A 26548-nucleotide genomic window follows, 5' to 3' on the forward strand; every position below is an offset into this window, starting at 1 on the left:
CGTTGGCCGGGAAATGATGAAGCACACCCGGGGTCTTGTGGCAAGGCCCCGGGTGCGCTATATGTTGAAGTGGGAGGAGAGCAGCGCTCTCCTCTTTCCGCGTTTCAGAGGGTCAGCGAAGAAGCCCTGCCTCGTTCAGGTGGGCGAAGATGATCCGGTCGACCGGTGAGATCCGGTCCGCGTCGGCGGTGGTCAGCCAGGCGAGCTCCTCGATCTCGGCCGATGCCACCGGTTCCCCGTCGAACGACGCGGTGTAGCAGGTCATCCGCACGGTCACCCCCGACGTGTGGCCGTGCGCCTGCGCTTCGAACGTCCCCACGTACCGCGCCGACGCGGCGTCGATCTCGACGGACAGCTCCTCGCGGATCTCGCGCACGAGCGTCTCGACGTCGGACTCGCCCGGCTCGCGCTTGCCGCCGGGCAGGTAGTACGTGTCCTTGCCTGCCGACCGGGTGCCGAGCACGCGGCCGTCGTCCAGGTAGATCCATGCCACCTTGTCGATCACACGACGGAGGTTAGGCGCTGGCGAGTTCCTTGACCACGCGGTGCGCGTCGGCCAGCGACTCGACCGCGAGCTCGCGGAACTGGTGCATCTGCGGCACCACGTCCGCCAGCGTCAGTTCGGCGTGCACGAACTCCAGGTTCTGGTCGAGGCCGACCATCGACAGCACGGCGCGCAGGTACGGCTCCTGGAAGTCGAAGCCCTCGCGCGGCGTGCCCGGCTTGTACGAACCGCCGCGTGCCGTCACGACGACGACGCGCTTGCCGCCCCACGCGAACGTGCCGTCCTCGCGGGCGAAGTTCGCGGAGGTCGCGACCTGGTCGATCCAGGCCTTCAGCGTCGACGGGATCGAGAAGTTGTACATCGGCGCGCCGATGAGGATCACGTCGGCGGCGTCGACCTCGGCGATCAGGTCGGCGGCGATGCCCTGGTCCGTGCCGTCCTTGTGCGGGATCGGCGACGCGTGCAGGTCGCGGTGGACGTAGCCGCCACCGGGGTTCGCGGCACGCCAGTTCTCCGCGAACGCGCCCGAGATCTCGCGGGTGACGGACCCCTCGTACCGAATGCTCGTGTCGATGTGAAGCAGATTGGTCATACTCGGAACATACGAGCAAAGAACTTCCGAGTCAAGATGTTCCGAGTCGAGAACATCTCTTCCGGGATGTAGGATGGAACACATGGAGGAGCAGTCCGGAGTCATCGAAGCCTGCTTGGAGAAGTGGGACTTCAACTGGCTGCTGCACCGCGCCGCCCAACGCGTCGGATCCGCGTTCGCCGACGAGATCGCGAAGTTCGGGATCTCGCTGCGTGGCCAGCTGGTGCTGCAGGCGCTCGCCAACGAGGAGATCCAGCGCACCCAGCTCAAGCTCGGCGCGATGCTCGGTCTCGACAAGACGACGCTGACGAGCGAGCTCGACAAGCTGGAACGGGCCGGGCTGATCCTGCGCGTCCCCGATCCGAACGACCGTCGCGTGCGCACGCCGGTGATCACCGACAAGGGCCGTGAGCTGCAGAAGGAGGCGGGTGACGCGCTCGCCGAGGTCGAACGCGCCTTCCACTCCCGCTTCTCCCACCAGGAGATGATGATCATCCGCAAGGCCCTGCAGGACCTCTCGCGCGGCGAGGGCCCCATGCACGGCTCCTGCATCTAGACGAGCGCTCCAAGGTCCGCCTCGCGCAGCTGCTCCGGCGTCACGGTCGCCTGCGCGTCCACCAGCGCCTTCAACGCCGTGCCGTGGTCCCAGACGTTGACGTTCATCGCCGCCCGCAGCCGTCCGTCGCGCAGCCAGAACGCGATGAACTCCCGCGACGCGACGTCGCCGCGCACGACCAGCTCGTCGTCCGGGCCCGCGAGGCCGCGGTACTCCATGCCCAGGTCGTACTGGTCGGTGAAGAAGTACGGCGACTTCAGGTACGGCTCGTCGAACCCGATCAGCGACCCCGCCACGTGCGTGCCCTGGTCCTTCGCGTTCGCCCAGTGCTCGACGCGGACGCGGTGGCCGTAGCGCGGGTGGTCCTGCGCCGCGACGTCGCCGGCCGCGAACACGTCCGGGGCGGACGTGCGCAACGCGGCGTCGACCGCGATGCCGCCGTCAGTCAGCTCCAGACCGGCGGCTTCCGCCAGTTCGAGTCGCGGTGCCGCTCCGACGGCCAGCACCGTGACGTCCGGGATCAGCTCCGTGCCGTCGTCGAGGCGCACACCGGACGGAGAGAAGCTCGCGACCCCGGTGCCCAGCTTGAACTCCACGCCGTGCTCCTCGTGCAGGCCGCGGAACACCGCGCCCATCTCGGCACCCAGCACGCGCACCAGCGGTTCGGCCAGCGGGTCGACCACCGTTACGCGGCAGCCGTGGGTGCGGGCGGCGGACGCCACCTCGCAGCCGATCCAGCCCGCGCCGATGATCACGACGTGCCTGCCCTCGCGCAACGCCGACCTGAGCGCCAGCGAGTCGTCCAGCGTGCGCAGCACATGTCCTTGCGCGCCAGGCAGAACGCGCGGCCGCGAGCCGGTCGCGAGCAGGAGCCGGTCGTAGGGCCGCACCGCCCCGTCCGAGTCCACGATCGTGTGATCGCCGGTCCGCAGCTCCAGGACGGACACTCCGAGCTGGAGGTCGATCTCGTTGTCGGAGTAGAAGCCCGGCTCGTGCACCCACGCGGGTTCCGCGGCCTTGCCGAGCAGCACGTCCTTGGACAGCGCGGGAAGTTCGTACGGGCGGTGGAGTTCGGTGCCGAACATGGTGATCTTGCCGCCGTAGCCGCGGTCCCGGAGCGCTCCCGCCGCCGAGGCGCCGGCGAGGCCCGTACCCACGATCACAATGCGTTGCGGTTCCGCCATCTTCACCCCTCCAGGTGACCTGGTGTCGTCCCACATGCGACGCTATCCGCAGCTCGGCACGGTCGCCGGACGGAGAACGCCGAACCGTCGTCATGACGAGCGGTGGCGCGCGTCTCTCTGACGCGAGCGCCGGAACACCGGGCCGGCGCGCCGAGTGAGCTGGAGGAAGAAACCCGTGGGAGCCAAAGAGGAGTGGCAGGTGAGCTGCCGCGACATCGCTTCGCGCCGACGGGACATGACGGTGTTCGTCAGCCAGGGGCACATAGTGATCACCGTGCCGCCGGGAGAGGCCGCTGTGCTGACACCGCTGGAGGTCGGCCGCCTGCGGGCGGCGTTGCGCGACGCCGTCGTGAGCGCGTCCAACACAGACATGTGACTGCCGTCACACCGTTACCTACTCGCAAGTAGGTAGATGGCAGAGTGGGTCGCATGGTGACCCGCGTGCTGCTGACCTTGGTCAAAGCCGGAGTGATCCGGCCGTTGGGCCCGCGAGGGCTCGCCGGCACCGTACGCGGGTATCTGCACTGGAACATCACGCTCGCATGGGGCTACCAGACCGGCGCGGGACGCCACCCGGACCGCGCGGCGATCATCGACGACGACGGCGTGCTCACCTACGCGGAGGTGAACGAGCGCACGAGCAGGCTCGCGCACGCCTTCCGCCCGGGGGAACGCGTCGGGCTGCTGTGCCGCAACGGCCGCGCCTTCATCGAGACGATGACCGCGTGCACGAAGATCGGCGCGGACGCCGTGCTGCTCAACACCGGCCTGAGCGCGGGGCAGCTCGCCCAGGTCGCGCAGGACCAGAAGATCGACAGGATCATCGCCGACCGCGAGTTCGCCGGGGTCCTGCCCGACCTCCCGACCTTCTTCACCGACGAGCTCGAGTCGCTGATCGCCAACGGGCCCGCGAAGCCGCTCCCCCGCAGGCCCCCGCGCGGCCGGCTGATCATCCTCACCTCCGGCACCACCGGCACGCCGAAGGGCGCCCGCAGGCCGGAGCCCGCGAGCCTCGCGCCCGCCGCCGCGCTGCTGTCCCGGATCCCGCTCCGGCACGGGGACGTCATCTCCATCACCTCCCCGCTCTTCCACGCCTGGGGCCTCGCCGCGTTCCAGCTCGGGCTCGTGCTCGGCGCGACCCTGGTGCTGCGCCGCAGGTTCGACCCGGCGCAGGCGCTGAAGGACGCCGACAGGTGCACCGCGATGTTCGTCGTTCCCGTGATGCTGCAACGCATGCTGGAGGTGGAGCACCGGCCGAAGCTGCGGGTCATCGCGTCCAGCGGCTCCGCCCTGCCGCCGAAGGTCGCCGCCCGCACGCTGGAGGAGTTCGGGCCGGTGCTCTACAACCTCTACGGCTCAACGGAAGTGAGCTGGGCGAGCATCGCCACGCCCGAGGAGATGCTGCGCGAGCCCGGCACGGCCGGAAAGCCGCCGCTCGGCACGAGACTGGCCATTGTGGACGATCAGGGCAGGCCCGTGGCGCCCGGCGAGACCGGGCGGATCTTCGTCGGCAACGAGATGCTGTTCGACGGCTACACCAACGGCACCAGCAAGGAGTCGTTGAACGGCCTGATGTCGACCGGCGATCTCGGCTACCTCAAGGACGGCTTGCTGTTCGTGGCCGGCCGCGACGACGAGATGATCGTCTCCGGCGGCGAGAACGTGTACCCGCACGACGTCGAGGCACTCCTCTCGACGCTGGACGGCGTCACGGAGGTGGCGGTGCTCGGCGTGCCGGACGAGGAATGGGGCCAGCGCCTCGCCGCGTTCGTTGTCGGCGCAAAAACCCTGACAGCCGAACACGTGCGTGAACACGTGAAGGCGAATCTCGCGCGGTACTCCGTTCCCCGGGATGTTTTCTTCGTCAACGAGTTGCCGCGCAACGCGGCCGGAAAAGTGTTGAAACGTCAATTGCGCGAGCACCACTAGGGTGAGCCTCCGAATGAGGGGGCTCCACCATGACGGTTCCCGGCAGGACCGCCGATCCGCGATCCAACGCCGTGCACAACCTGCGCGAGGCGCGGATAGCACTGGACGAGGGCAGGCCGGGCGAGGCCCTGGAGTACGCGGAGAAGGCCGTCGCCGCGTACTCGTGGCTGGACGACGCGGAAGGCGTGGCCGAAGGCGTCCTGGCCCAGTCGGTGGCGCTGGGCAAGCGGGGCCTGTGGCCCAGCGCGCTCGACACGATCGACAAGGTGCAGGCGATCGCGGCCGCCAACCGCCACATCGGACTGCAGGCCCGGTGCAGCTTCTCGCGTGCCGTGGTGGAGCTGCGGCTCGACTCCCGGGAGCGGAGCTTCAACTCCTTCGCCCGCGCACTGGGTCTCGCGGAGCTCACCGGCGACAACGAGCTGATCGGCTCGGTGCTGTTCGAACAGGCACGGGTGATGCGGATGCAGTACCACGAGCACTGCATGATCCGGACCGCGGAGAACCGCTGCAGCCTCGACGGAGAGCCGTGCGTGCGCAAGCTCCGCCGCGCGGAGGCGTTGTGCGCCCAGGTGCGCGACCGCTGGAAGACGCTCGGCGACCCGGTGCGGATGGCGATGGTCAACGTACTGCTGACACACGTGCGCATCGATCTGGGTGAACTTGACCGCGCACACCGCAGCTGGCAGCGCGCTGACCAGTTGCTTGCCGGAAGGAACCGCCCGGTAGCGCGGGCGGAGGCGCTCATGGCACGGGCGCGGCTCAGCGGCGCGCGGGCGCGCTACCCCGAGCAGATCGCCCAGCTCTCCCAGGCCGCCGAACTCGCGATGAGCTGCCTGGCACGGGAAGTGGCGGTGCACGCGCACCAGCAGCTGAGCGAGGCGCACGAACGGTCCGGCGATCTCGAACGGGCGCTGCGCCACGCGCGGATGCAGCTGGAGCAGTACCGGCTGTGGGAACTGCAGGAGGGCCGCGATCTGCTGCGGATGCGCGAGCACGACCTGTCGTCGCGGCTCGTGGAACAGTTGGCGCACAGGCGTTTCGAGCCGAAGCGGGAGGACGCGGTGGTGCGCGTTCCGAGCACCGGCGAGCTGCACGAAACCGGTACCGCGGAACACACGAACACCCGGATCGCCCGCGCACTGCGGGCAGGGCTCACCAAACGCGGCATCGAGGTGCTGCGGCTCGTGGCCGCCGGGGCGAGCACGGCGATGGTCGCGGAGTCGCTCGGCCTGTCCCCCAAGACCGTGCAGAACCACCTCCAGCGCATCTACGCGACCCTTGACGTCAACGGCCGGGCCGGCGCCATCGTGTGGTGGATGAACCTGACCACCATCTAGTAATGCATTGTCAATCTATTGACAACTGGTCCGACCGCACTTGTTGACCATCGCCCGTTCGGCCGCTTGTCCCTGACGAGGAACTGCCGGTTCCCGGGTGTTTTACCCACCTGCGCGCGGTTGAATTGGGTGATGTGATGGGTAACTGGTCTGTGTCATGCTCCGTTAACAAGGTGTCCAGTTGGTGAGCGAGGGGCGGTCATGGGGAGGCAACGCCGCCGAGTGCTCTCGTCAGTGCTTCCGGAGCGCGATGCGTGCCACGTCCCGCCACAGCAGCGGGTCGACGACCTCGGGGTTGATGTGCTCCAGCATCGCGGCCAGCGCCGTGCGCGCGTCCCCACCACCGCCCGCGTCGACCTCGTCCGCGGCCCGCACGAGCAGCAGGTGGCACCGCAGCTGCTGCTCGGCGTCGAGTTCCCCGGTGGCGAGCGCGACCTCGGCCAGTTCGCGGGCCCGGTCGACCTCCCCGTCGCGCAGCGCCAGCTCCGCCCGCAACGCGCGGGCGTGCGCGAGCAGACCGTCCTGCCGGCGCATCGCGGCGACCGTCGTCTCCACCTCGTCCAGCAACGCGACCACCTCGTCGAGGTTCGCTCCCGGCGTGCGCAACGTGATGGACGCCCCGGCCAGCCGGACGCGGCAGCGGTACTCGGGATCGCCGTCGAAGTCGTCCAGCAGCGCTACGGCCTCGCGGATGCAGTGCGCGGCCTCCATCCGGTCTCCCAGGCGATCCGCGACCTTGGCGCGCACCCACCACGTGGAGATCGCGAGCCGGTCGCCGCCGAGTTCGGGCAGCCGCGCGGAAAGCTGGTCCACGACCTGTTCGGCGTCGGCCAGCCGCCCGGCCGCGGTGAGCTCCGCGCACAGCGCGATGAGCGCGCGGGTGTGGACGCGGCGCACCCGTTCGCCGTCACCGCTCGCCAGCTCGACGGCCTCGGTGGCGGCCCGCACGGATTCGGCCGTCCGGGCGAGGCGCCGCAACGAGGATGCGCGCAGGATCTCCACGAGCGCGTCCACCGCCGGACCGGGAGACCACGACTTGCGCAGCTTCGCCGCCGCCAGCAGCAGACCCTCGTGGTCCCGCTGCCGCGCGAGCATCACCAGGCGCGTCCAGCGCACGCACCAGCCGAACATCTCCTCGTCCGACCGCTTTCCCAGCGTTTCCAGCAGATCGACGGCCAGCACCAGGTCGCCGTCGTGGTACGCCAGCAGCGCCTCGCACCACGCCAGCGCCTCGTCCTGCATCGCGGTGCGGTCCTCGTCGACCACCAGCTCGGACGGGTCGACGCCGAGCACCTCGGCGAGCCTGCGGACGACGGTGGGCGACGGAACGCGTTCGCCGGACTCGAGCCGCGACACGTAGCTCATGGAGACACCGGGGCACGCGAGGTCCTTTTGCGACAAACCGCGTTGCAGCCGGACCGCCCGCAACCGAGCACCGAACCTCGTCAACGACTTCCTGCCCTCATCCACGGCCGCCACCTAACGAAGGAGCCCCTCAATGAAGTTGAACACTATCGCTCGAACCGTCGCGGCCGTGATCCTCAGTTTGGGGGCGCTGCTGGCGATGTCGGGCGCGGCGTCGGCCGGTGACCGCGACACCGGCTTCACCCCGCCGTACTGCTCGCACCCCTGATCGACCCGCCCCGCCCGAGGTGGTCTTGCCTCCCTCGCAAGCAAGACCACCTCGGTCGTCGACACACCAATTGACACGCCTGGCCACACCGCCGTGTACGGGTGAGGCACCCTTGAGGGGTGACTCTGCAACTGCGCACGCCTCGTCACCAGGTGAGCCCGAAGTCCGTCCTGCTGTGGACGATGCAGGCCGCCCTCTTCTGGCTCGTGCTGCTCGTGCCCCAGCTCGTCGTGTTCCTGCTGGTGGACGAGCCGCCGACGTGGGAGTTCGTGCTCATGATCGCCACGCTGGTGGTCGGGATCGTGCACACCGCGGTCGAGCCGACCTGGCGCTACCGCGTCCACCGCTGGGAGACCACGCCGGACGCCGTGTACACCCTCTCCGGCTGGCTGAGCCAGGAGTGGCGGGTCGCGCCGGTGTCGCGGATCCAGACGATCGACACGAAACGCGGGCCGTTCCAGCAGATGCTCGGCCTGTCGACCGTCACGGTGACGACGGCGTCGGCCGCCGGTCCGGTGGAGATCGAGGGCCTGGAGCACGAGGTCGCGCAGAGACTCGTGGTGGAACTGACCAACACGACTCAGGCCACGCCCGGTGATGCCACGTGAGCACTCCTTCCGAGGTGCCGGCCGGGCTTCCGGCCGCACCGGAGTTCGTCGAGCCGCTGCAGGAGTGGCACCGCCTGCACGTGCGGATGCTGGTCGTGCGGCCGCTCAACGAGGGCGTCGCGATGCTGGTGCCGATCCTCGTGCTGCTGTTCACCGGCAACGGCGAGAAGTGGCGCCTCGTCGCCAGCGGCGCGACGGTCGCGGCGATCCTCGCGTTCAGCTACCTCATCTGGCGCACCACGAGGTACCGCATCACCGACGACCAGGTCGAGCTGCACACGGGCCTGCTGACCCGCAAGCAGCTCGCGGTGCCGCGTGATCGCATCAGGACGGTCGACCTCACCTCCAAGCCGGGCCACCGGATCTTCGGGCTCTCGGCGGTGCGGATCGGCACGGGACAGCAGGACGTCCCCGGCACGGACGGCCTGACGCTCGACGCGGTGACGCAGCAGGAGGCCGAACGGCTGCGGTTGTTGTTGCTGCAGAAGGGAGTCGCGCCCCGGACGGCTCAGGCGGCGGAGGGCGAGGACGCGGAGCCGGCCCCGGTGCCCGAGTCCGAGGTCATCTCGCAGCTCGACCTGAAGTGGCTGAAGTTCGCGCCGCTGTCGTTGTCGGGGCTCGTCGCGATCGGCGCGGTGTTCGGCGTGCTGTCCAACTACGCCGACGACCTCGGCCTGCACCCGGTGCAGGACCTGTGGGAGTGGCTGTTCGAGAACCCGAGCCTCGCGTTGTTCGCCGGGTTCCTGGTCGCGCTGGCCGTGATCGGTCTGGTGCTGTCGATCCCGCTCTACATCCTCCAGTTCTGGAACTACCGGCTGACCCGCGAGCCGGACGGAACCCTGCGCGTGCAACGGGGTCTGCTCACCACCCGCTCGGTCTCGGTGGAGGAGCAGCGCCTGCGCGGCGTCGACGTCCAGGAACCGCTGCTGGTCCGCGCCGGCAAGGGCGCGAAGCTCGCCGCCGTGACGACGGGCCTGGGCTCGAAGGGCGAGAGCAACCTGCTGCTGCCGCCCGCGCCGCTGTCGGTGGCGCACCAGGTGTCGCGCGACGTGCTGAAGGTCGGCGACGACCCGACGACGCTCCGGCTGCGCAAGCACCCGTTCGCCGCGTTGCGCCGCAGCATGTTCCGGCACGTGCTGCCGTGGGTCGTCATCGCGGTGGGCCTCGCGGTCTGGGCGCCGTCGTGGGCGTGGCCGATCCCGGTGGCGGTCATCCCGTTCGCCGCGCTGGTCGGCTGGGACAACTACCGGTCGCTCGGCAACGCACTGGACGAGCGGTATCTGGTGACGCGCAACAACTCCCTCGTGCGCAGCACCGTCGCGTTGCAGCGCACCGGCATCATCGGCTGGCGCATCCAGCGGTCGTTCTTCCAGCGCCGCAGCGGTTTGATGACGATCGGCGCGACCACGGCGGCGGGTGCGGGCATCTACCACGTGACGGACGTCGGCGAGTCGCACGGGCTGGCGCTCGCCGACGAGGCCGTGCCGGACCTGCTGCGCCCGTTCCTGATCGACTCCACTGTGGACGATCAGGCCGAGCGGAACGACTGGCGGTAGGCGCTCGGCGAGATCCCGATCGACGCGGCCAGCTGCTGCCGCAGAGCCGCGCCGGTGCCGAAACCGGCGTGGTTCGCGACCTGGTCGACCGGCAGGTCGGTGGACTCCAGCAGGTGCCGGGCGCGGTCGACGCGCTGCTGCGTCAGCCACTGGCCCGGTGACATGCCGGTCTCCGCGCGGAACCGGCGGGTGAACGTCCGCACGCTCATCCGCACCTGCGCGGCCATCGCGGCGAGGTCGAGCTGCTCCTGCAGCCGCTCCAGCGCCCACTCGCGGGCGAGCGCGGTCGAGGTGTCCGGGTAGTTCGGCACCGGCCGGTCGACGAACTGGGACTGACCGCCCTGCCGCCACGCCGGGACGACGCAGTAGCGGGCGACCCAGTTCGCCACCTCGCTGCCGTGGTCGGACCTGATGACGTGCAGGCACAGGTCGATGCCGGCCGCGACGCCCGCGGACGTCAGCACGTCGCCGTCGTCGATGAACAGCACGTCCGAGTTCAGGCGCACCTCCGGGTACAGCGCGCGGAACTGGTCGGTGGTCTTCCAGTGCGTGGTCGCGGGCCTGCCGTCGAGCAGCCCGGCCGCGGCGAGCACGAACGCGCCGGTGCAGATCGACATGATCCGCGGCGCCTTCGTCGTCGTGAGCGCCTCCAGGACGGCGGGTTCGAGCCGGCCCTCACGTGCTGGCTGGTAGTGGGTGCCCGGCACGAGCACCGTGTCCGCGTCCCTGAGCACCTCGAGGCCGTGGTCCGGTGCGATGGTGAAGCCGCCGGTGGTCGGGATCGGGCGGCGGTCCGGCGAGCAGACGACGACCTCGTACCTGTCTTCCAGCCGCCCGAACATGTGCGTCGAGCTGCCGATGTCGAACGCGACGGACTTCTCGAGCGCGAGAACGGCGATCCGGTGCATGGCCTGATTCTTTCACATGTTGGCCATCGGGCCACTGGTCGCCAGGTCGGCGATCACCGAACCTTGTCGGCGTGAGACTCCATTGGGCCTGGGTTGTCGCAGGTGTGTCCTTCATCGCCCTGGTGGGCGCCGCCTCGTTCCGCGCGGCGCCGGGCGCGTTGATCGAGCCGTTGCAGGCGGAGTTCGGCTGGACGACCGGCACGATCTCGCTCGCCATCTCGATCAACCTGTTGCTGTTCGGGCTGACCGCGCCGTTCGCGGCCGCACTGATGGACAGGTTCGGCGTGCGGCTCGTGGTGACCTGCGCGTTGACGCTGGTCGCGATCGGCAGCGGGCTGACGGTGTTCATGACCGCGTCGTGGCAGCTGGTTCTGCTGTGGGGCGTCGTGGTCGGCCTCGGCACCGGCTCGATGGCGCTGGCGTTCGTCGCGACGATCACCGGACGCTGGTTCGTGCGGCACCGCGGCCTGGTCACGGGCGTGCTGACAGCGGGCGGCGCGGCCGGCCAGCTGGTGTTCCTGCCGACGGTGGCGTGGCTGTCCGAGTCCTACGGCTGGCGGTACGCCTCGCTGGTCATCTGCATCGCCGCGCTGGCCGTCGTGCCGCTGGCGGGGCTCTTCCTGCGCGAGTACCCGCGGGACGTCGGACTGCTGCCGCTCGGCGCGACCGAGGACACTCCCCCACCGCCGAAGGGCGGAGCGGCCAAGCGTGCACTGGGCGCGTTGGCCACGGCGGCCAGGACCCGGCCGTTCTGGTTGCTGGCCGGCGGTTTCGCGATTTGCGGAGCGTCCACGAACGGCCTGGTGGGCACGCACTTCATCCCCGCCGCGCACGACCACGGCATGCCGACGACGACCGCGGCCGGACTGCTCGCGCTGGTCGGCGTGTTCGACGTCGTGGGCACGATCGCGTCCGGCTGGCTGACCGACCGCGTCGACTCACGGCTGCTGCTGGCGGGCTACTACGCGTTGCGCGGCCTCTCGCTCCTGCTGCTGCCGCAGCTGTTCAGCGAGTCCGCGCACCCGTCGATGCTGGTGTTCATCATCTTCTACGGCCTGGACTGGGTCGCGACGGTGCCGCCGACCGTGGCGTTGTGCCGCCAGTACTTCGGCATGTCCGGCCCTGTCGTGTTCGGCTGGGTGTTCGCCTCGCACCAGCTCGGCGCGGCCCTGGCGGCCTCGGCGGCCGGGCTCACCCGCGACCACCTGGGCAGCTACGACCTGGCCTGGTACGTCGCGGGCGCCCTGTGCATCGGCGCGGCCGTGCTGTCAGCGTCGCTTGCGCGAGGTCCCGAAGATGCCGCGCGTGATCTCGCGCGCCAGGGCGCTGCCCGCTGACCGCAGGAACGACTTCACGGCGCTGTTGCCCAGCACCTTCTCGACGAGCCCCGGTTCCTCCTTCTCCTGGCGCTGGGCGGGAGCGTCCGGGGCTCGTTCCTCCTGCGGCGGCGCGACCTTGCGCATCAGCTGCTCGTAGGCCGACTCGCGGTCGACGGTCTCCGAGTACCTGCCGTGCAGGTCCGACGCCTGGGACGCCTGCTTGATCGCGTCGTTGCCGATGGTGTCCATCAACGAGCGCGGCGCCCGCAGCCGGGTCCACGCGACCGGTGTCGGCGCGCCCTTCTCGCTCAGCACGGTGATGATCGCCTCGCCGATGCCGAGCGACGTGAGGGCCTTTTCAAGGTCGTAGTGCGGAGTCGTCGGATACGTCTTCACCGTGCGCGCCAACGCCTTCTGGTCGTCGGGCGTGAACGCGCGCAGTGCGTGCTGGACGCGGGCGCCGAGCTGCGACAGCACCTCGTTCGGGATGTCGGTCGGCAGCTGCGTGCAGAAGAAGACGCCGATGCCCTTGGACCGGATGAGCTTCACGGTCTGGGTGATCTGGTCGAGGAACGCCTTGGAGGCGTTGGAGAACAGCAGGTGCGCCTCGTCGAAGAAGAAGACGAGCTTGGGCTTCTCGACGTCACCCTCCTCGGGCAGCGTCTCGAACAGCTCGGCCAGCAGCCACATCAGGAACGTGGAGAACAGCGCGGGATTGCCCTGCAGCTCGGCCAGTTCCAGCAAGCTCACGACACCCTTGCCGTCGCGCTGGCGCATCAGGTCGGCCGGGTCGAGCTCCGGTTCGCCGAAGAACCTGTCGCCGCCCTGCGCCTCCAGGTTGACCAGCGCCCGCAGGATCACACCGGCCGTGGATCCGGACACACCGCCGATGCCCTTCAGGTCCTCCTTGCCCTCGTCGCTCGTGAGGTGCTGGATGACGCTGCGCAGGTCCTTGGTGTCGAGCAGCGGCAGACCGCGGCTGTCGGCCCAGTGGAAGATCAGCCCGAGCGTCGACTCCTGGGTGTCGTTCAGGCCCAGCACCTTCGACAGCAGGATCGGCCCGAAGCTCGTGATCGTCGCCCGCAGGGGAACGCCGAGACCGCCCGTGCCGATCGACAGGAACTGCACCGGGTACGACGCCGGCCGCCAGTCGTCACCGGTGTCCGCGGCACGGGCCCTCGTCCTGTCGCTGTCCGCACCTTGCTGCGACAGACCGGACAAGTCGCCCTTCACGTCCGCCATCAGCACCGGCACGCCGTTGTCCGACAGCTGTTCGGCGAGCAGCTGGAGGGTCTTCGTCTTGCCGGTTCCCGTTGCGCCCGCGACAAGTCCGTGGCGGTTGACCATGGCCAGCGGGATGCGGACGTGGGCGGTCGGCTCCACCGTCCCGCCGACCAGCACGGCACCGAGCTCGATGGCCGCGCTCTCCGACGCATATCCCGCAGCGATCTCAGCTTGAGCCGTCATGCACGAGGAGCGTAACCAGGTTGCTGCACGCCGCCACTCGAAGTTGACGCTCCGCGCAGTAATGTTCCGGGCGTGATGGATCGTCTGGTGTGGATCGACTGCGAGATGACCGGACTCGACTTGGGCAAGGACGCTCTGATCGAGATCGCGGCACTGGTCACGGACGCCGAGCTCAACGTGCTCGGCGACGGCGTGGACATTGTGATCCACGCGGATGACGAAGTGCTCGCCTCGATGCCGGAGGTCGTCATGCAGATGCACGCCAAGTCGGGCCTGACCGAGGAGGTGCGCGCGTCCACGGTGTCCCTGGAAGAGGCCGAGGCCGCCGTGCTGGCGTACATCAAGGAGTGGGTCCCCGACCCGCGGACCGCTCCCCTGGCCGGCAACTCCATCGCCACCGACCGCGGCTTCATCGCCCGCGACATGCCGGCGCTGGACGCCCACCTGCACTACCGCATGGTCGACGTGTCGTCGATCAAGGAGCTGTGCCGGCGCTGGTACCCGCGCATCTACTACGCGCAGCCGGGCAAGGGTCTCGCGCACCGGGCGCTCGCCGACATCGTCGAGTCGATCCGGGAGCTCGCGTACTACCGGCGGACGGCGTTCGTGCCGCAGCCGGGCCCGTCCACCGAGCAGGCCCAGGCCGTGGCCGCTGACCTGCTCAAGAACGTCGACTGACCCCCGATTTCAATATCAGTGGATGCCGTTGCTATGCTTCCCTCGCCGGTCAACGACTGGCAATGGTGGGTGTAGCTCAGTCGGTAGAGCACTGGGTTGTGATCCCAGGTGTCGCGGGTTCAAGTCCCGTCACTCACCCTTTGTCGAAAGGCCTCCGCACCAGCGGGGGCCTTTCTTCACGTTTCGGGAGTCTTCATGACCACGCTCGTCGCCAAGGACCTCGCCGCCGGCCACGGTGACCGCGTCCTCTTCTCCGGGCTGAACCTCGTGGTCGCTCCCGGCGACGTCATCGGGCTCGTCGGCGTCAACGGCGCGGGCAAGTCGACGTTGCTGAAGACGCTGGCCGGGCTCGTTCCCGCCGAGTCCGGTCGTGTGACGCTGAGCCCGCCCGCGGCCAACGTCGGGCACCTGTCGCAGGAACCCGAACGCCGCGAGGGCGAGACAGTCCGCGAGTTCCTCGCCCGGCGGACGGGTGTCGCGGACGCCCAGGCCGCCCTGGACGCGGCCACCGAGGCGCTGACCGCCGGCAATGACGAGGGCTACTCGGACGCGCTGGACCAGTGGCTCGCGCTGGGCGGCGCCGACCTGGAGGAGCGGTCGCTCGAGGTCATCGCCGACGTGGGTCTCACCGTCGGCCTCGACGCGCTGATGACCTCGCTGTCCGGTGGCCAGGCAGCGCGGGCGGGCATGGCGTCGTTGCTGCTCAGCCGCTACGACATCTTCCTGCTCGACGAGCCGACGAACGACCTGGACCTCGACGGCCTGGAGCGGCTGGAGAAGTTCGTCACGGGCCTGCGCGCCGGCACCGTGGTGGTGTCGCACGACCGCGAGTTCCTGGCCCGCACGGTCACGAGCGTGCTGGAGCTCGACCTGCACCAGAACTCCGTGCGCCTCTACGGCGGCGGTTACGACTCGTACCTCGAAGAGCGCGCACGGGCCCGTCAGCACGCCCGTGACGACTACGAGGAGTTCGCGGACACCAAGGCCTCGCTGGAGGCCCGTGCGCGCATGCAGCGGTCGTGGATGGAGAAGGGCGTGAAGAACGCCCGGCGCAAGGCGGGCGACAACGACAAGAACGCGCGCAAGTTCCGTGCCGACGCGACGGAGAAGCAGGCCTCGAAGGCCCGCCAGACCGACCGCATGATCGAGCGGCTGGACGTCGTCGAGGAGCCCCGCAAGGAGTGGGAGCTGCGGATGGAGATCGCCGCGGCCCCGCGTTCCGGTGCCGTGGTGGCGTCGTTGCGGGCGGCCGTGGTCGAGCGCGGCGGCTTCCGGCTCGGCCCGGTGGACCTGCAGATCGACTGGGCGGACCGGGTCGCGATCACCGGCGCGAACGGCGCGGGCAAGTCGACGTTGCTCGCCGCGCTGCTGGGTCGCGCCGAGCTGACGTCCGGCTATGCGGCGCTGGGCTCCGGCGTCGTGGTAGGCGAGGTGGACCAGGCGCGCGGGCTGTTCCTGGGCGACCTGCCGCTGGTGGACGCGTTCCAGGAGGCCGTGCCGGAGATGAACCCGGCCGACGTGCGGACGCTGCTGGCGAAGTTCGGCCTGAAGGCGGCGCACGTGATGCGCCCGGCGGCGTCGCTCTCACCGGGGGAACGGACGCGGGCGGCACTGGCGCTGCTGCAGGGCCGCGGAGTCAACCTGCTGGTGCTGGACGAGCCGACGAACCACCTGGACCTCGCCGCGATCGAGCAGCTGGAGTCGGCGCTGGACAACTACCCCGGCACGTTGCTGCTGGTGACGCACGACCGGCGGATGCTGGAGGCGGTGCAGGTGAACCGTCACCTGACCGTGTCGGGCGGTCAGGTGACGGTCTCCTAGGCCGCTAGCGGTTGCCCTGGATCCAGGTGGCCCACGGGACCTGCCAGTCGCCGAAGCCGTCCCACGGCTCCAGCACGGGACCGCCGGAGTTGGTGACGATCACGACGTCGCCCTGCTTGCTGTTGTCGAACACCCACTTGGCGTTCTCCGGCGAGAGGTTGAGGCAGCCGTGGCTCACGTTGCGCTTGCCCTGGTCGCCGATGGACCACGGGGCGCCGTGGAAGAAGATGCCGCTGTTGGACATGCGGTACGCCCAGTCGACCGGGGTCTTGTAGCCGCCGTTCTCCAGCGCGAGACCGTACGTGGTCGAGTCCATGATCATGTGGTTGTACTTCTCCATCAGCACGTACGTGCCGGTGGGGGTGGCGTCGGCCGGCTTGCCCATCGAGGTCGGCATGGTGCGCACGACCTGGCCGTTGACCTTGGTGATCACCTGGTGCGTCTGGCCGTCGGCCTCGTGGATGACCTCGTCGCCGACCGTCGTGGTGATCGTGCGGTCTTCCTGGCCGTAGATGCCGTCACCGATGTGCTTGCCGTAGACCTTGATGTTCATCGTGATCTTGGTGCCCGGCTTCCAGAACTTCTCCGGACGCCAGTGCACCTCCTTCTTGTTGAACCAGTAGAAGGCGCCCTCGACCTTGGGCTCGGTGGTGATCTCGAGCATCTTCTCGGCCGCGACCTTGTCGGCCACCGGCTCGTCGAAGTAGAAGGCGAGCGGCTGCCCCACGCCGATCGTGGTGCCGTCCTGCGGGTTCGTCGACACGTACGTGAGCGTGCGCGGCTTCACCGTGGTGAAGGACGACTCCTTGGTCTCCGTCTTGCCGTCCTCACCGGTGGCGGTGGCGACCAGCTTGTACGTCTTGGAGTACCCGAGCGGCTCGGTGTTGGTCCACTGCGTCGACTCGGCGTTCATCTTGCCCTCGACGACCTTGCCGTCGGGGTTGGTCAGCTTGACGTCGGTCAGCTTCCCGTCCGCCGCCGTCGCGATGACCGGCAGACCGGGCGCCACGTTCGCCGAGCCGTTGTTCAGCGCGAGCGTCAGCGTGACGGGCTTCGGCGGAGGCGGAGGAGGAGCGCTCGACTCCCCACCGGCACCCCCGGCCGCACCATCGCCCCCACCCGAACAGCCTGCGATCAGCATCACAGCGACTCCCGCCATGACCACCCCACGACCGCGCCTGCTCCACATCCCCATCGACGTACTTCCGATCTGCTTGTCGCCGCTCCCGAGACTGCCTGCACGAAGGTGTTTCGGCGTCCCCCGATTAGGTGACGACAGGGGGTGGCCCGAAGTTGCGCAAGTGGCCGGATCGTTACGTGGCCGACGCACCCCCAAACCGGCGCTGACCAGCCGATTGGGAACGCGCGGAGGCGCTGTGCTAACGTTCTTCACGTCGGAACGAGCAAGCCTCCGGCACACAAACAAGCGCCGCTAGCTCAGTTGGTTAGAGCAGCTGACTCTTAATCAGCGGGTCCGGGGTTCGAGTCCCTGGCGGCGTACTCCAGAGAAGCAGGCAGAGATTCGTCTCTGCCTGCTTCTCTGCTTTCCACGCTCATTCTCCGAGCTGCGCCCTCAACGACTCAGCAGTCCGCGGCCACCGGTTCGTTCGAGCCGGTGTCGACGAAACCGTCGCTGATCCACTTGCCGTCCTCGAGCCGGTTCCACAGGTTCGTGCTGCCCCAGACCCCTTCGACGGTCTCGCCGCGGCTGGTGCACGCGATGGCCACCACCGCACCGTCCGCGACCGTGCCCTCGATCGAGTAGCTCAGGCCGGGACCGGACCGCAGGTTCACCGTGCTGTTCGGGCCCGCGTCGACCGTGCCGGTGGGCAGCGTCGTGCCGCCACCGCCGTAGTTCGTGATCCGGCCGCCGACGGAGACGCGCGTGCTGCCGCGTTGCGCATAGCCGCCGTAGGCCTGCGAGCCTTCGTAGAACGTCCAGCCGCCGATGGTCATCCCGTTGACGCTCACGTGGGTGTTGCCGCGCAGCAACGAGAAGTGCACGTGCGCACCGGTGCTCGAACCGCCGCACGGCAGTTCGTTGCCGATGTTGCCGAGGTACGTGCCGGTGCGCACCGCGCTGCCGTCGGCGAGCGTCGTCAGGTTGTACATGTGGTAGTAGGTGGTGCTGTAACCGTTGTCGTGCACGACTTTCACCAGTGCACTGCGGCCCACGACGCAACTCTTGTAGACGCGGCCGTTGCCCGCGGACAGGACCCGTCCGTCGCCGCCGTTGAAGTCGATGGAACTGAACGGCCGGCTGCTGCCGCTGTTGCCGTGCGGGCCGCCGCCCATCCACCACGCCACGTTCACCGGCCACGGCAGGCCGAGACCGGTGGGGGCGAGTGCTTCTGCGCGGTTGTTCTGGTTGGCCGCGAACGTCCGCTTCTCGCCGTCGCTGAGCACACCGGACGGCGCCTGTGCGGCGAGGGCGGCGAACCCGGAGGTGCCGTCGAGCTCGACCCGCCAAGCGGAGCGTTCCTTGCGGGCCAGGAACAACGCCATGTGCGGTGCCCCGTGCTCCTGGCCGTGGACGAGCGGGATGGTGGTGCTGCCGAACACCCACGCACCAGACGTGCGGGTCGGCTCGAACAGCGGTTCACGCAGGGTCTGCGTGTCCCACTGCCGCTTCAGCGCGTCGCCGTGCTGCTGGAGCACGGTGGCGCGCACGGTCGTGGCGAGGTCGGTCTCGGCGGCCGTCGCGGACGGCGCGACCGCCAGGGCGGCACCGGTCGCGAGTGCGGAGAGGAGCGCGGCGAATCGGCGCGCGGACAACGGACGGGACATGTGCCCTCCAGGGGGAAATCGGCACAGTGCAGGGATTCGGCGGCGTTTGCAGGGGCCGCCGCGCCGATGACATACCGGTGCTCCGACGCGGTCAAGGTCGCTTCTGGCGGATGTCCACAACTGTGGAAGGCGCCTTCAAAACTGTGGAGGGATACCCACCTTCGTCGGTCATATCGGGCGTGAGCGGCCTTCTAAACTGTTTCTTCCACAGTGGAGGGGGTGCGCGGTGGCCGTTCCGCCCGACGTCGGCCACGAGGTCGAAGTGCTGCTGCACTCAGGTCCGTTCCACGCCGCGTTGCGCGCCGCCATCGAGCGCAGCGGTCTCACGCTGGAACGCCTGCGCGACCGCCTGGCCCGCCGGGGTATCCACGTCAGCCTGTCCACGCTGAGCTACTGGCGACTGGGCCGCAGCCGTCCAGAACGCGCCGACTCGCTGCGCGCGGTCCAGGCCATCGAGACCATCCTCGGCTTGCCGCGGCACTCGCTGGAAGCCCTGCTCGGGCCGCCGCGCCCGCGTGGCAGGTGGGTGACCGAGCAGCGGCAGCCCCGGCGCTACGGGCGGATGCTGGAGCCCGCGCAGTCGCTGGCGGAGACGGTGGAGGCGCTGATCGGCCCGTCCGACAGCGACCTGCGCCTGTGGTCGCAGGACGACGCGGCCACGGTGGACGGCCACGGCGCGCTCCGCTCGATCCACACCAGACAGGTGCTGCGCGCGGTCGCCGGTCACCCCGACCGCTACCTGGCCGTGTACTGCGCGGACGACGGCACGCCACCGGAGGCGTTGAGCGCGGAGGCCGTGCGCAACTGCCGGTTGGGACGGGTGCGCAGACACCCGCGAGCGCCGGTGATCGCCGCGGAGCTGCTGTTCGACCACACCTTGCGCGCGGGCCAGACCCACCTGCTGGAGTACCGCTTCACCATCGCGGAGACGGGCGCGGTGGCCGACGACCACCGCCGTGCGTTCCGCTATCCCGTGGGCGCCTACGTGATGAGCGTGCAGTTCACCGAGCCCCGCCTCCCGGTCCGCTGCTACGCCCTCGCGCAGCCCGGCGTGGACGCGGCGCTCGTGCACGGGGAGGAACTCGCGCTCGCGCCGGGCCGGGTGCTCCACCTGACGGCGAAGGACGTCCAGCCCGGTGTGCTCGGCATCGGCTGGGACTGGTCCTAGGACTCAGACCCAGTCCGGCGACCGTCCCAGTGCAGCCAGGATCCGGCGAAGCGGGTCCGGGCCGTTCTCGTCCACCGCGGGCTTGAACGGCGCTCCGGGCTTCAGCCTGGCTTCGCCGTCCGGCACTGCCTGCGCGATCCGCAACGCGGGTTCGGCGACCTCGGGAGCAAGGCGGTAGCCGAGCCCGAGCGAGCGCGCGACGTCCCAGCCGTGCACCACGTAGTCGATCAGGTGGAAGCTCACCGCCCGCACCGCCGGGAAGCTCGCCCCGAACTCCGGTAGCACGAACTCCCGTTGCGGCACAACGGGTTCCGCGAACGCGGCCAGGACGTCCTCCGCCGCCTCGGTGTGGTCGGCCGGACCGGCGGGGCGCACCTCCCAGGCCGCGAGGTCGTCGCCGGTGCCACGGGCCGCGGCTGCGAAACCGTGGTGCTGGGCGGTCATGTGGGCGAGCAGATCGGCGAGTGTCCACTCGGCACACGGCGTGCGCCTGCCCATGTCGCCGGCTCTCACCCAGGACACGATCTCGACGCTGGTCCGCACCACTCCGCGATGCAGGACCAGCAGGTCATTAATATGCATGTGCTTACGGTATGCACATGCATATCAATGCCGCAAGGTCGTTATCATCGTGTCCGTGAACGGTCGGCGACGTGACCTCGCGGCGATGATCGCACCGCTGCAGCGAGCGCTGGTCGCCGCCGAGCAGCCGGTGCTGCGCGCGCACAGCCTGAGCATGTGGGGCTACGTCGTGCTCGACGCGCTCGAGGGCCGGCCGGTGCGCACTCAGGCCGCGCTGGCGGAGTTCATCGGCGCGGACAAGAGCCGGATCATCGGCGTGCTGGACGAACTGGAGGCCGACGGCCTGCTGGAGCGCACGCGCGATCCGGCGGACCGGCGCGCACGGCTCGTCGCGATCACCGAGGAAGGCCGTCGCCGGCACGGCGCGGTCCAGGCCGAGATCCAGCGGGGCGAGGAACGCCTGCTCGCCCGGCTGCCCCCTGCCGACCGCGAGGCGCTGCTGCGGTCGCTGGCCGTGCTCGTCGACGAGTTGCCGAAGCTCGACTGAAGGAGACCCCGTGCCCGACCTGCACGCGCTCTACCGCGATCTGCACGAGCACCCCGAACTGTCGCTGCAGGAGTTCCGCACGGCCGGGGTGCTCGCGGACGCGTTGCGGCCGTTGGGGTACGAGGTCACCACCGACGTCGGTGGCACGGGCGTGGTGGGTGTGCTGCGCAACGGTGACGGCCCGATCGTGATGCTCCGGGCGGACATCGACGCGTTGCCCGTGCAGGAGACGACAGGACTGCCTTACGCCTCAACGGTCCGTGCGACCAGTTCGGACGGTGAGGACGTGCCGGTTGCGCACGCGTGCGGGCACGACATGCACGCCACGTGTCTGATCGGTGCGGCCGAACGTCTGTCGCAGACCCGCGAGGAGTGGTCGGGGACGTTGCTCGTGGTGTTCCAGCCGGCCGAGGAACTGGGTCGTGGCGCGCGGGACATGGTCGCCGACGGCCTGTTCGACCGGTTCGGCAAGCCCGAGGTCGTGCTGGCGCAACACGTCAGCCCGTTGCCCGCCGGGATGATCGCGCACGGCAGCGGTCCGCTGATGGCGGCCTCCGACTCGGTGCGCGTCACGTTGTTCGGGCGCGGCGGCCACGGTTCCGCGCCGGAGACCGCCATCGATCCGGTGCTGATGGCCGCGCACACCGTCGTGCGGCTGCAGGGCATCGTCGCGCGCGAGGTCGCGCCGTCCGAACGTGCGGTCGTCACGGTCGGACGGTTGCAAGCGGGCACCAAGGAGAACGTCATCCCGGAGACGGCCGAGATCGGCGTCAACATCCGGACGTTCGACGAGCACGTCCGCGGCATCGTCCGGGCGGCCGTGGAACGGATCGTGCGCGCCGAGGCCGCCGCGTCCGGGGCACCGCGCGAACCCGAGTTCGACTGGTACGACGGCACTCCGGTGCTCGTGTCCGATCCGGACGCGACCGCGAAGACGATGGCCGCGTTCGCCGAGCACTTCGGCGAGGGCAACCTGATCCCCGGCGCGGTCGTCAACGCCAGCGAGGACGTCGGCGTGTTCGGCACCGCCGCGGGTGTGCCGACCGTGTTCTGGTTCCTCGGCGGCACCGACTTCAGCACCCGCGAACCCGGCCGGCCCGTCGCGATGAACCACTCCCCCGAGTACGCGCCGGACGTCGAGCCGACGCTGACCACCGGGGTCGACGCGCTGGTCGTCGCCGCCCGGACGTGGCTCGGTTAGCGCGCCGCGATCCCGTCGTACATGACGCGCCGCAGCGCTTCGCTCTGCGCGGCCTGGGCTTCCGGCGTGCGCAGTGAGGAGATCGCGGTGCCGAGGATCATGCCGTTGATGGCCCTGGCGGTGTTGTCGACGTCGAGATCCGCTCGCAGGTAGCCCAGTTCGACGCCGTGCGAGAGGTAGGCGGACGTCAGCGCGGCGGCCAGGTCGAACAGGTCGAGGATCCGTTCCGCCATGGCCCGGTCGATGCCGGGGGCCTCGAACAGCAGCAGCCGCGGCACGCGCGGGTCCTCGCCGAAGATCCGGCCGAGCGCCTCGCCGATGCGCGCGGACTGCTCGCGGTACTCGGCGAGCGTCGACACCGCGTCCGGGGCGTTCTCCGCCGTGAGGGCGCCGGTGATGCGGCCGACCAGGTCGTCGACGACGTGGTCGACGATGTCCCGCTTGTTCTGGAAGTAGCGGTAGAACGTGCCGTGCCCGATGCCGAGCCGCGCGGCGACGTCGGCGATCCCGGTGGCGTGGTAGCCGCGTTCGGCGAAGCAGTCGAAGGCCGCGTCGATGATCTCGCGGCGCAGCTCCTGCTTCTTGCGCTCCGCACGGCTGACGGGTTCGGCGCTGGACGTCATTCCTCAAGTCTATGACCTGCGGAGTCTTGCGATCATCCACGAAACTGACATACGGTTCCGAAACTGACATGCGGTTCCGCTCAACGCAGGAGGTCGGGAATGGCCCCGCAGTACGACGCGATCGTGGTCGGTGCCGGATTCGGCGGCATGGGCGCGGCGATCGAGCTCAAGCGGCTCGGGCTGCACGACCTGCTGATCCTGGAACGGGAGGACGACCTCGGCGGCACCTGGCACGTGAACCGCTATCCGGGGCTCGCCGTCGACATCCCGTCCCCGACCTACTCGTACTCGTTCGAGCCGAATCCGCACTGGTCACGGCTGTTCGCGCCGGGTGAGGAGCTCAAGCGGTACGCCGCGCACGTGGCGGTGAAGTACGGGCTGCGGCCGTTGATGCGCTTCGGCGTGACGGTGACCGGGGCCCGCTGGCGGGACGACCACTGGGAGGTCACCGCCGGCGACGAGACCTTCACCGCGCGGTACCTCGTGACCGCCACCGGGTTCCTGTCGATGCCGAAGATGCCGGACATCGAGGGCATCGAGTCGTTCCGGGGCGAGGTGGTCCACACCGCCGCGTGGAAGCCCTGCGACCTGACCGGCAAGAGGGTGGCGATCATCGGCACGGGTGCCACCGCGGTGCAGCTGATCCCCGAACTCGCCCGGCAGGCCTCCGCGCTGACCGTCTACCAGCGCACGCCGATCTGGGTCAGCCCGAAGCCGGACCACGCGGTTCCCCCCGCGGTCAGGACGTTGTTCGCGCGGCTGCCGTTCGCGCAGCGGGCCGTGCGGTGGCTGGGCAGCGCGGTCCTCGAGCTGATGATGATCTCGGGGGTGGTGCGCTACAGGCAGCTGCGAGTGGTGAACCGGCTGGCCGAGCGGTGGTGCCGCCTGCACCTGCACCGGCAGGTGCGCGATCCGGAACTGCGGCGCAGGCTCACCCCGGACTACTCGTTCGGCTGCAAGCGGCCCACTTTCTCCAACGACTACTTCCGCACGTTCACCCTGCCGCACGTGCGACTCGAGACGTCGTCGATCGAGCGGGTCGACGCGTCCGGAGTCGTCACGGCGGAGGGCAGGACCGAGATCGACGTGCTCGTGCTGGCGACGGGGTTCGACCTCTGGGACACCAACTTCCCGGCCTTCGAGGTGATCGGCCGCGAGGGCAGGGACCTGGGCGCGTGGTGGCGGCAGAACAGGTTCCAGGCCTATGAGGGCGTGACGGTGCCGGGGTTCCCGAACTACCTGTCGCTCAACAGTCCGTACTCCTACAGCGGGTTGTCGTACTTCACGACGATCGAGTGCCAGATGACGCACATGCGGCGGCTGTTCACGGCGATGCGCTCCCGTGGTGCGTCGGTCTTCGAGGTCACGCAGCGGGCCAACGACGAGTTCCTCGACCGGATGCGCACGAAGGTCACGCGGAACTCGGTGTTCTCGCTCGGCCACTGCGCCACCGCGCACAGCTACTACTTCAACCAGCACGGCGAAGCCACGTTGCTGCGACCGACCTCGACGGTGGGCGCACGCCGCGCCGCGAACAGCTTCCCGTTGTCGGACTACGACTTCTCGCCGATCGGCGTCACGCGGACAGGCAGAACAGATGCCCCTGCGGGTCGGCCAGGACTGTCCACTGCCCCTCCCCCGGCTGGAAATCCGGCTTGGTAGCGCCGAATTCCAGCAACCGCTCGACCGCGAGCGCGACGTCCTCGACGTGGAAGTCCAGGTGCGCCTGCTTGTCGGAACCGGGCCACGCGGGCGGCCGGTAGTCCGGCACGCGGACGAACGCGAGCTGGACGCCATCCTCGCCCAGGTAGGCGGAGTTGTCGTCGCTGGAGGTGACCTTCCACCCCGTGACCGCGCGGTAGAACTCGGCCAGCGGACCGGGATCGGCGCAGTCGAGGACGACGGTGGTGAGCTGCGCGAGTGCGGGCATGGTGCGCTCCTTCTGTTGTGGTGCGCACCAGCCTGCGCCGCGACCGCCTCCCGGGTCTTGAACATCCTTGCGCCCAGAAATCGTCAGACCCCGTCTCTAGCCTGGGTGAGTGCTGTCCTTCACCGTTCTCGCGGCCCGCCCGGAGTTCACCGTGTCCTCGGTGGACTGCCGCGCCGACCACCGCGGCTGGTCGGCCGAGCAGCCAAGCGCGGACGTGCGGCTCGTGCTCGTGCGCAGCGGCGGGTTCCGCCGCCGCGTCCGGAACGGGTGCACCGACCTCGACCGCACGCTCGGCTATCTGGGCTTGCCCGGCGAGGAGGAGCAGTTCTCCCATCCCGCGGGCGGCGACGTGTGCACGTCGATCAGCCTGCGGCCAGGCCTGTGGCGCGCGCTGGCGGGCGACGCACCGAGGTTCGCCGGCCCGTCGCTGTACGTGGACGGCCGGCTCGACCTCGCCCACCGGCGGCTCCTCGCGGCCGCGCGCGACGACGGGTCCGAGGAGCTGGTGGGCCTCGTGGCGCAGGCCGTCAGGCAGGTCGTCACCACGCGGGCTCCGGACGGTGGCGGCGACGAGGCGCTGGTGGCCAGGGCCCGTGGCGTGATCGGCGACGACCACCCGGCCGCCTCGGGCCTGATCCCGCTCGCCGGCCTCCTGGGCGTCTCGCCGTACCGGCTGAGTCGTGCCTTCACCCGCGTGCTGGGGGTGTCGCTGACCCGCTACCGCAACGGTGTTCGCGTCTCCCGCGCGCTCGATCGCCTGGAGCAGGGCGAACCCGGTCTCGCCGCACTCGCCGCCGATCTCGGGTTCGCCGACCAGGCCCACCTGTGCCGCACGGTGCGCGACCACCTCGGACACACGCCGACCGCACTGCGCCGGCTGCTCGGGAAAACCCGGGCCCACCGGCGTGGAGAACGCCTCACCGCAGACGTCGTTCGTGATCGACGCCACGGCGGCGCCATCGACACGGAACTCTTACGCTGAGCGCCTCGATGGCGAGAGGTGCTCGATGAAGAAGCAGGCGTACGCGGTCGCCGCGGTCGCGGACTCGATCGCGGCGGCCGTGCGCGGCGCAAGGTCCGTGCGCCCCGTGACGAAGACCGCACTGATGCCCGTCCTGGCCGTGGCCAGCCCACCCCGCGACGCCGGCATGGCGGTAGGCCTCGCCGGCTCGTGGCTCGGCGACGTGGCGCTGCTCGGCGACTCGGACCGGGCGTTCCGAACAGGACTCTTCAGCTTCCTGGCGGCCCACGTCGGCTACACCGCGGCCCTGGCCCGCCGCTCCTCACCGGGCTCCCGGAAGGCGGTCGTGCCCATCGTCGCGGCATCGGCCGCGGGAGCCGCCGTGTTCGCCCGCGCGGCAGGCCCGCTGGGCAAGCCGGTGGGCCTCTACGCCCTGACACTCGGCACGATGGTCGCCGCCGCGTCGACGGCCCGAGGCCCCGGCGCGCGACGGGTTCTCGGCGGCGCGGCCCTGTTCGCGGTGTCGGACGCACTGCTCGGCGCGAGCCGGTTCGTCCTCGCAGGACGCGCCGCCCGAGTGGCGTCAGCGGGGGTCATGCCGACCTACGCGGCGGCCCAGTGGCTCCTGCACACGGGGTTCGACAAGTCGAACAGGTGACCCGCGTGAAAACCGGTTGGAACCCCTGTGCTAACGTTCTTGTCGTCGGAACGAG

At 69.9% G+C, this 26548-nt stretch carries 27 protein-coding genes and 2 tRNA genes; 18 read left to right on the forward strand and 11 right to left on the reverse strand.

Annotated elements, in window-relative coordinates; genetic code table 11:
- Window positions 1-112: 112 nt before the first annotated feature.
- Both ORI60_RS15065 and ORI60_RS15070 read right to left on the reverse strand, forming a co-directional pair.
- Complete coding sequence (locus ORI60_RS15065) at window positions 113-505, reverse strand: NUDIX hydrolase (protein WP_266037844.1); 393 nt, start codon at window positions 503-505, stop codon at window positions 113-115.
- A 10-nt stretch (window positions 506-515) separates the two neighbouring features.
- Window positions 516-1097 carry an FMN-dependent NADH-azoreductase gene (locus ORI60_RS15070; protein ID WP_266037845.1) on the reverse strand — a complete coding sequence of 194 codons (582 nt, stop codon included), beginning with the start codon at window positions 1095-1097 and terminating at the stop codon, window positions 516-518.
- Between the two features lie 82 nt (window positions 1098-1179).
- Here ORI60_RS15070 and ORI60_RS15075 point away from each other — a divergent pair, with 82 nt between their 5' ends.
- Window positions 1180-1653: a MarR family winged helix-turn-helix transcriptional regulator gene (locus ORI60_RS15075; protein WP_266037846.1), complete on the forward strand. Its 474-nt coding sequence runs from the start codon at window positions 1180-1182 to the stop codon at window positions 1651-1653.
- Here ORI60_RS15075 and ORI60_RS15080 read toward each other — a convergent pair.
- Window positions 1650-2837 carry an NAD(P)/FAD-dependent oxidoreductase gene (locus ORI60_RS15080; RefSeq protein WP_266037847.1) on the reverse strand — a complete coding sequence of 396 codons (1188 nt, stop codon included), beginning with the start codon at window positions 2835-2837 and terminating at the stop codon, window positions 1650-1652. The genes ORI60_RS15075 and ORI60_RS15080 overlap by 4 nt on opposite strands.
- Before the next feature lie 175 nt (window positions 2838-3012).
- Between ORI60_RS15080 and ORI60_RS15085 the strand changes: the two genes are divergently transcribed.
- From ORI60_RS15085 to ORI60_RS15095, 3 genes are read left to right on the forward strand one after another with little or no spacing between them, the layout of a single operon-like run.
- Window positions 3013-3213: a hypothetical protein gene (locus ORI60_RS15085; protein WP_090010112.1), complete on the forward strand. Its 201-nt coding sequence runs from the start codon at window positions 3013-3015 to the stop codon at window positions 3211-3213.
- 53 nt (window positions 3214-3266) lie between these two features.
- On the forward strand, window positions 3267-4766 hold the full coding sequence (locus ORI60_RS15090) for an AMP-binding protein (protein ID WP_266037850.1): 1500 nt from the start codon (window positions 3267-3269) through the stop codon (window positions 4764-4766).
- 29 nt (window positions 4767-4795) lie between these two features.
- On the forward strand, window positions 4796-6106 hold the full coding sequence (locus ORI60_RS15095) for a response regulator transcription factor (RefSeq protein ID WP_266037851.1): 1311 nt from the start codon (window positions 4796-4798) through the stop codon (window positions 6104-6106).
- 231 nt (window positions 6107-6337) lie between these two features.
- On the opposite strand, the gene ORI60_RS15100 is transcribed toward ORI60_RS15095, so the two are convergent.
- A complete protein-coding gene (locus ORI60_RS15100; RefSeq protein ID WP_266037852.1) occupies window positions 6338-7576 on the reverse strand; it encodes a helix-turn-helix domain-containing protein in 1239 nt (412 codons plus the stop codon).
- Window positions 7577-7604: 28 nt separating this feature from the next.
- Here ORI60_RS15100 and ORI60_RS15105 point away from each other — a divergent pair, with 28 nt between their 5' ends.
- From ORI60_RS15105 to ORI60_RS15115, 3 genes are all read left to right on the forward strand, one after another.
- Window positions 7605-7739: a hypothetical protein gene (locus tag ORI60_RS15105; RefSeq protein WP_266037854.1), complete on the forward strand. Its 135-nt coding sequence runs from the start codon at window positions 7605-7607 to the stop codon at window positions 7737-7739.
- Window positions 7740-7921: 182 nt separating this feature from the next.
- Window positions 7922-8347 (forward strand): PH domain-containing protein, encoded by a 426-nt coding sequence (locus tag ORI60_RS15110; RefSeq protein WP_266038026.1) that lies wholly within the window; start codon window positions 7922-7924, stop codon window positions 8345-8347.
- Window positions 8344-9903, forward strand: coding sequence for a PH domain-containing protein (locus ORI60_RS15115; RefSeq protein ID WP_266037855.1), 1560 nt, complete (start codon window positions 8344-8346; stop codon window positions 9901-9903). Before ORI60_RS15110 ends, ORI60_RS15115 begins: the two co-directional genes overlap by 4 nt.
- On the opposite strand, the gene ORI60_RS15120 is transcribed toward ORI60_RS15115, so the two are convergent.
- Window positions 9876-10811: a GlxA family transcriptional regulator gene (locus ORI60_RS15120; RefSeq protein ID WP_266037856.1), complete on the reverse strand. Its 936-nt coding sequence runs from the start codon at window positions 10809-10811 to the stop codon at window positions 9876-9878. The two genes, ORI60_RS15115 and ORI60_RS15120, sit on opposite strands and share 28 nt — an antisense overlap.
- Before the next feature lie 71 nt (window positions 10812-10882).
- Here ORI60_RS15120 and ORI60_RS15125 point away from each other — a divergent pair, with 71 nt between their 5' ends.
- Complete coding sequence (locus ORI60_RS15125) at window positions 10883-12148, forward strand: MFS transporter (protein ID WP_266037857.1); 1266 nt, start codon at window positions 10883-10885, stop codon at window positions 12146-12148.
- Here ORI60_RS15125 and ORI60_RS15130 read toward each other — a convergent pair.
- On the reverse strand, window positions 12080-13597 hold the full coding sequence (locus ORI60_RS15130) for a helicase HerA-like domain-containing protein (protein ID WP_266037858.1): 1518 nt from the start codon (window positions 13595-13597) through the stop codon (window positions 12080-12082). The genes ORI60_RS15125 and ORI60_RS15130 overlap by 69 nt on opposite strands.
- 72 nt (window positions 13598-13669) lie before the next feature.
- Between ORI60_RS15130 and orn the strand changes: the two genes are divergently transcribed.
- The 3 genes from orn to ORI60_RS15145 all read left to right on the forward strand — a co-directional run bounded on the left by orn (window position 13670) and on the right by ORI60_RS15145 (window position 16096).
- Window positions 13670-14275 carry an oligoribonuclease gene (gene orn, locus ORI60_RS15135; protein ID WP_266037860.1) on the forward strand — a complete coding sequence of 202 codons (606 nt, stop codon included), beginning with the start codon at window positions 13670-13672 and terminating at the stop codon, window positions 14273-14275.
- Window positions 14276-14340: 65 nt separating this feature from the next.
- Window positions 14341-14413 (forward strand) — tRNA-His (locus ORI60_RS15140).
- 57 nt (window positions 14414-14470) lie between these two features.
- On the forward strand, window positions 14471-16096 hold the full coding sequence (locus tag ORI60_RS15145) for an ABC-F family ATP-binding cassette domain-containing protein (protein WP_266037862.1): 1626 nt from the start codon (window positions 14471-14473) through the stop codon (window positions 16094-16096).
- Between the two features lie 4 nt (window positions 16097-16100).
- Here ORI60_RS15145 and ORI60_RS15150 read toward each other — a convergent pair whose 3' ends face one another.
- Entirely contained in the window at window positions 16101-17255 is a 1155-nt protein-coding gene (locus tag ORI60_RS15150; protein WP_266037863.1) for a L,D-transpeptidase, read from the reverse strand.
- 267 nt (window positions 17256-17522) lie between these two features.
- On the opposite strand from ORI60_RS15150, the gene ORI60_RS15155 reads away from it, so the two are divergent.
- Window positions 17523-17596, forward strand: a tRNA-Lys gene (locus ORI60_RS15155).
- Between the two features lie 81 nt (window positions 17597-17677).
- Here ORI60_RS15155 and ORI60_RS15160 read toward each other — a convergent pair.
- On the reverse strand, window positions 17678-18883 hold the full coding sequence (locus tag ORI60_RS15160) for a peptidoglycan DD-metalloendopeptidase family protein (RefSeq protein WP_266037864.1): 1206 nt from the start codon (window positions 18881-18883) through the stop codon (window positions 17678-17680).
- 226 nt (window positions 18884-19109) lie between these two features.
- On the opposite strand from ORI60_RS15160, the gene ORI60_RS15165 reads away from it, so the two are divergent.
- Complete coding sequence (locus tag ORI60_RS15165; RefSeq protein WP_266037865.1) at window positions 19110-20051, forward strand: helix-turn-helix domain-containing protein; 942 nt, start codon at window positions 19110-19112, stop codon at window positions 20049-20051.
- A gap of 3 nt (window positions 20052-20054) precedes the next feature.
- Here ORI60_RS15165 and ORI60_RS15170 read toward each other — a convergent pair whose 3' ends face one another.
- Window positions 20055-20633: a TIGR03086 family metal-binding protein gene (locus ORI60_RS15170; RefSeq protein ID WP_266037867.1), complete on the reverse strand. Its 579-nt coding sequence runs from the start codon at window positions 20631-20633 to the stop codon at window positions 20055-20057.
- A 55-nt stretch (window positions 20634-20688) separates the two neighbouring features.
- On the opposite strand from ORI60_RS15170, the gene ORI60_RS15175 reads away from it, so the two are divergent.
- A complete protein-coding gene (locus ORI60_RS15175) occupies window positions 20689-21120 on the forward strand; it encodes a MarR family winged helix-turn-helix transcriptional regulator (protein WP_323055911.1) in 432 nt (143 codons plus the stop codon).
- 10 nt (window positions 21121-21130) lie between these two features.
- The gene (locus ORI60_RS15180; protein WP_266037868.1) at window positions 21131-22321 is read left to right on the forward strand and encodes an amidohydrolase; all 1191 of its coding nucleotides are present in this window, start codon (window positions 21131-21133) and stop codon (window positions 22319-22321) included.
- Here ORI60_RS15180 and ORI60_RS15185 read toward each other — a convergent pair.
- Window positions 22318-22944, reverse strand: a complete 627-nt coding sequence (locus tag ORI60_RS15185) for a TetR/AcrR family transcriptional regulator (RefSeq protein WP_266037869.1) — start codon at window positions 22942-22944, stop codon at window positions 22318-22320. The two genes, ORI60_RS15180 and ORI60_RS15185, sit on opposite strands and share 4 nt — an antisense overlap.
- 99 nt (window positions 22945-23043) lie before the next feature.
- On the opposite strand from ORI60_RS15185, the gene ORI60_RS15190 reads away from it, so the two are divergent.
- Window positions 23044-24606, forward strand: coding sequence for a flavin-containing monooxygenase (locus ORI60_RS15190; RefSeq protein ID WP_266037871.1), 1563 nt, complete (start codon window positions 23044-23046; stop codon window positions 24604-24606).
- Here the strand turns inward: ORI60_RS15190 and ORI60_RS15195 are convergent.
- Window positions 24521-24874 (reverse strand): VOC family protein, encoded by a 354-nt coding sequence (locus ORI60_RS15195; RefSeq protein ID WP_266037873.1) that lies wholly within the window; start codon window positions 24872-24874, stop codon window positions 24521-24523. The two genes, ORI60_RS15190 and ORI60_RS15195, sit on opposite strands and share 86 nt — an antisense overlap.
- A gap of 109 nt (window positions 24875-24983) precedes the next feature.
- On the opposite strand from ORI60_RS15195, the gene ORI60_RS15200 reads away from it, so the two are divergent.
- On the forward strand, window positions 24984-25856 hold the full coding sequence (locus tag ORI60_RS15200; RefSeq protein ID WP_266037875.1) for a helix-turn-helix transcriptional regulator: 873 nt from the start codon (window positions 24984-24986) through the stop codon (window positions 25854-25856).
- Between the two features lie 25 nt (window positions 25857-25881).
- Window positions 25882-26493 carry a lysoplasmalogenase gene (locus ORI60_RS15205; RefSeq protein WP_266037877.1) on the forward strand — a complete coding sequence of 204 codons (612 nt, stop codon included), beginning with the start codon at window positions 25882-25884 and terminating at the stop codon, window positions 26491-26493.
- Window positions 26494-26548: the final 55 nt, after the last annotated feature.

Source organism: Lentzea sp. NEAU-D7, assembly GCF_026242055.1.
Classification (GTDB): Bacteria; Actinomycetota; Actinomycetes; order Mycobacteriales; family Pseudonocardiaceae; genus Lentzea.

What these genes read in the sequence shown, in the direction of transcription:
- ORI60_RS15185 (WP_266037869.1), bottom strand. Translation starts at nt 22,944, where the DNA reads ATGACGTCCAGCGCCGAACCCGTCAGCCGTGCGGAGCGCAAGAAGCAG.
- ORI60_RS15190 (WP_266037871.1), top strand. Translation starts at nt 23,044, where the DNA reads ATGGCCCCGCAGTACGACGCGATCGTGGTCGGTGCCGGATTCGGCGGC.
- ORI60_RS15205 (WP_266037877.1), top strand. Translation starts at nt 25,882, where the DNA reads ATGAAGAAGCAGGCGTACGCGGTCGCCGCGGTCGCGGACTCGATCGCG.
- ORI60_RS15110 (WP_266038026.1), top strand. Translation starts at nt 7,922, where the DNA reads ATGCAGGCCGCCCTCTTCTGGCTCGTGCTGCTCGTGCCCCAGCTCGTC.
- ORI60_RS15095 (WP_266037851.1), top strand. Translation starts at nt 4,796, where the DNA reads ATGACGGTTCCCGGCAGGACCGCCGATCCGCGATCCAACGCCGTGCAC.
- ORI60_RS15070 (WP_266037845.1), bottom strand. Translation starts at nt 1,097, where the DNA reads ATGACCAATCTGCTTCACATCGACACGAGCATTCGGTACGAGGGGTCC.
- ORI60_RS15105 (WP_266037854.1), top strand. Translation starts at nt 7,605, where the DNA reads ATGAAGTTGAACACTATCGCTCGAACCGTCGCGGCCGTGATCCTCAGT.
- ORI60_RS15075 (WP_266037846.1), top strand. Translation starts at nt 1,180, where the DNA reads ATGGAGGAGCAGTCCGGAGTCATCGAAGCCTGCTTGGAGAAGTGGGAC.
- ORI60_RS15090 (WP_266037850.1), top strand. Translation starts at nt 3,267, where the DNA reads ATGGTGACCCGCGTGCTGCTGACCTTGGTCAAAGCCGGAGTGATCCGG.
- ORI60_RS15080 (WP_266037847.1), bottom strand. Translation starts at nt 2,837, where the DNA reads ATGGCGGAACCGCAACGCATTGTGATCGTGGGTACGGGCCTCGCCGGC.
- ORI60_RS15160 (WP_266037864.1), bottom strand. Translation starts at nt 18,883, where the DNA reads ATGTCCCGTCCGTTGTCCGCGCGCCGATTCGCCGCGCTCCTCTCCGCA.
- ORI60_RS15195 (WP_266037873.1), bottom strand. Translation starts at nt 24,874, where the DNA reads ATGCCCGCACTCGCGCAGCTCACCACCGTCGTCCTCGACTGCGCCGAT.
- ORI60_RS15120 (WP_266037856.1), bottom strand. Translation starts at nt 10,811, where the DNA reads ATGCACCGGATCGCCGTTCTCGCGCTCGAGAAGTCCGTCGCGTTCGAC.
- ORI60_RS15150 (WP_266037863.1), bottom strand. Translation starts at nt 17,255, where the DNA reads ATGGCGGGAGTCGCTGTGATGCTGATCGCAGGCTGTTCGGGTGGGGGC.
- ORI60_RS15145 (WP_266037862.1), top strand. Translation starts at nt 14,471, where the DNA reads ATGACCACGCTCGTCGCCAAGGACCTCGCCGCCGGCCACGGTGACCGC.
- ORI60_RS15170 (WP_266037867.1), bottom strand. Translation starts at nt 20,633, where the DNA reads ATGCATATTAATGACCTGCTGGTCCTGCATCGCGGAGTGGTGCGGACC.
- ORI60_RS15130 (WP_266037858.1), bottom strand. Translation starts at nt 13,597, where the DNA reads ATGACGGCTCAAGCTGAGATCGCTGCGGGATATGCGTCGGAGAGCGCG.